At 39.2% G+C, this 1,183-nt stretch carries 2 protein-coding genes and 1 pseudogene; all 3 read left to right on the top strand.

Annotated elements, in window-relative coordinates:
* Nucleotides 1-269, top strand: a 269-nt coding sequence (locus tag T515_RS17760; RefSeq protein ID WP_036613654.1) for a hypothetical protein, incomplete at its 5' end; no start/stop codon positions are given.
* Nucleotides 270-369: 100 nt separating this feature from the next.
* Entirely contained in the window at nucleotides 370-894 is a 525-nt protein-coding gene (locus T515_RS16180; protein ID WP_036613657.1) for a PcfB family protein, read from the top strand.
* Nucleotides 891-1,183: pseudogene (locus tag T515_RS16185) on the top strand (VirD4-like conjugal transfer protein, CD1115 family); the annotation flags it as partial. The gene T515_RS16180 and the pseudogene T515_RS16185, both read left to right, overlap by 4 nt.

Consider the following 1,183-nt stretch of genomic DNA (forward strand, 5'->3'; position numbering starts at 1 on the left):
ATGCTGCAATGAAACTCACAGATAAAGTAGATTTGGAATTCGATTATAGACATGTGATAAAAATTGATGATGATACAGTTTTTGTCGGTACTGCGCTGATAAGAGCAATAGTAGGCAGGAATGAATCCAGAAAAGATTGTCTTGTCAGAATCATGGAGGCACTATCTATGGTGATTATCCCCATAGAGGTCGGAAATGATGTGGTTTCTGGATTTTTAGTAAATGATGCAGAGATTGTTGAGGATAGGATTAAGAGAAAAAATCAATAAGAATTATCCAGCAGAAGTGCTCCAATTTGAGAAATGACGTTGCGAAAAACCATACATTTAGAATTTGAACATAAAATATGAGGAAAGGAGACGGCTATGAATGATCAATGAAGAAATATCTAAAGAAACAATTGGGTATGCAAAAAATAGAATTGCAAAACCTGCAATAAAATTTGCATGGAGCGGCGTAGCAAAGCCTTCAGTAAAATTGTTCATAAAAATACTTATGATAGTTGGAGGTTTTCCGGTTAAGGCTATAAAGCACAAGATTCTTCCTGAACATGGCAAAATGTCCGTCAAACAGCTTATCAGAAAGGATCAGGGAGTCCAGTCAGTTGACATTGATGGATTAGGACTTGGTGATTTTAAAAGGGTTGCCAACAAGTATGGTGTTGATTTCGCCATAGTAAAAAGTACAGAGCTGGACCCGCCAAAGTTCACTGTATTTTTCAAGGCCAGAGATGCAGATGCTATCACTGCTGTTGTTAACGAATATACAGCAAGACAGCTTAAGCTTCAGAAAGAAGGAAGACCGAGTATCCTTAAGAAACTCAGAAAGTTCAAGGAATTTGTGGCTTCACTTCCTAAGAAGGCAGTGGAAAAGAGAAAGGACAGGGAACTATGAACAGTAAGCTGAAGAAAAAACTGATACTGAATGTTCCTTATGCGGCCCTGGGATTATTAGCTACTAACATTGGAGAAGCATGGAGGCTGGCAGCAGGCACCAATGCTTCAGAGAAGTTACAGAGCCTTATTATGGATGGGTGCTTTGGTGAAGCATTCGCAAATTCTCTCCCGAGCGTCCATCCTATTGATATTTGTGTTGGAGCAGCTGTTGCCGGAGGATTGAGGCTTTTAGTGTATTTGAAAGGTAAGAATGCCAAGAAGTATCGTCATAATGAAGAATATGGCTC

The organism is Oribacterium sp. P6A1 (genome assembly GCF_000702885.1).
Taxonomy (GTDB): Bacteria; Bacillota; Clostridia; order Lachnospirales; family Lachnospiraceae; genus Oribacterium.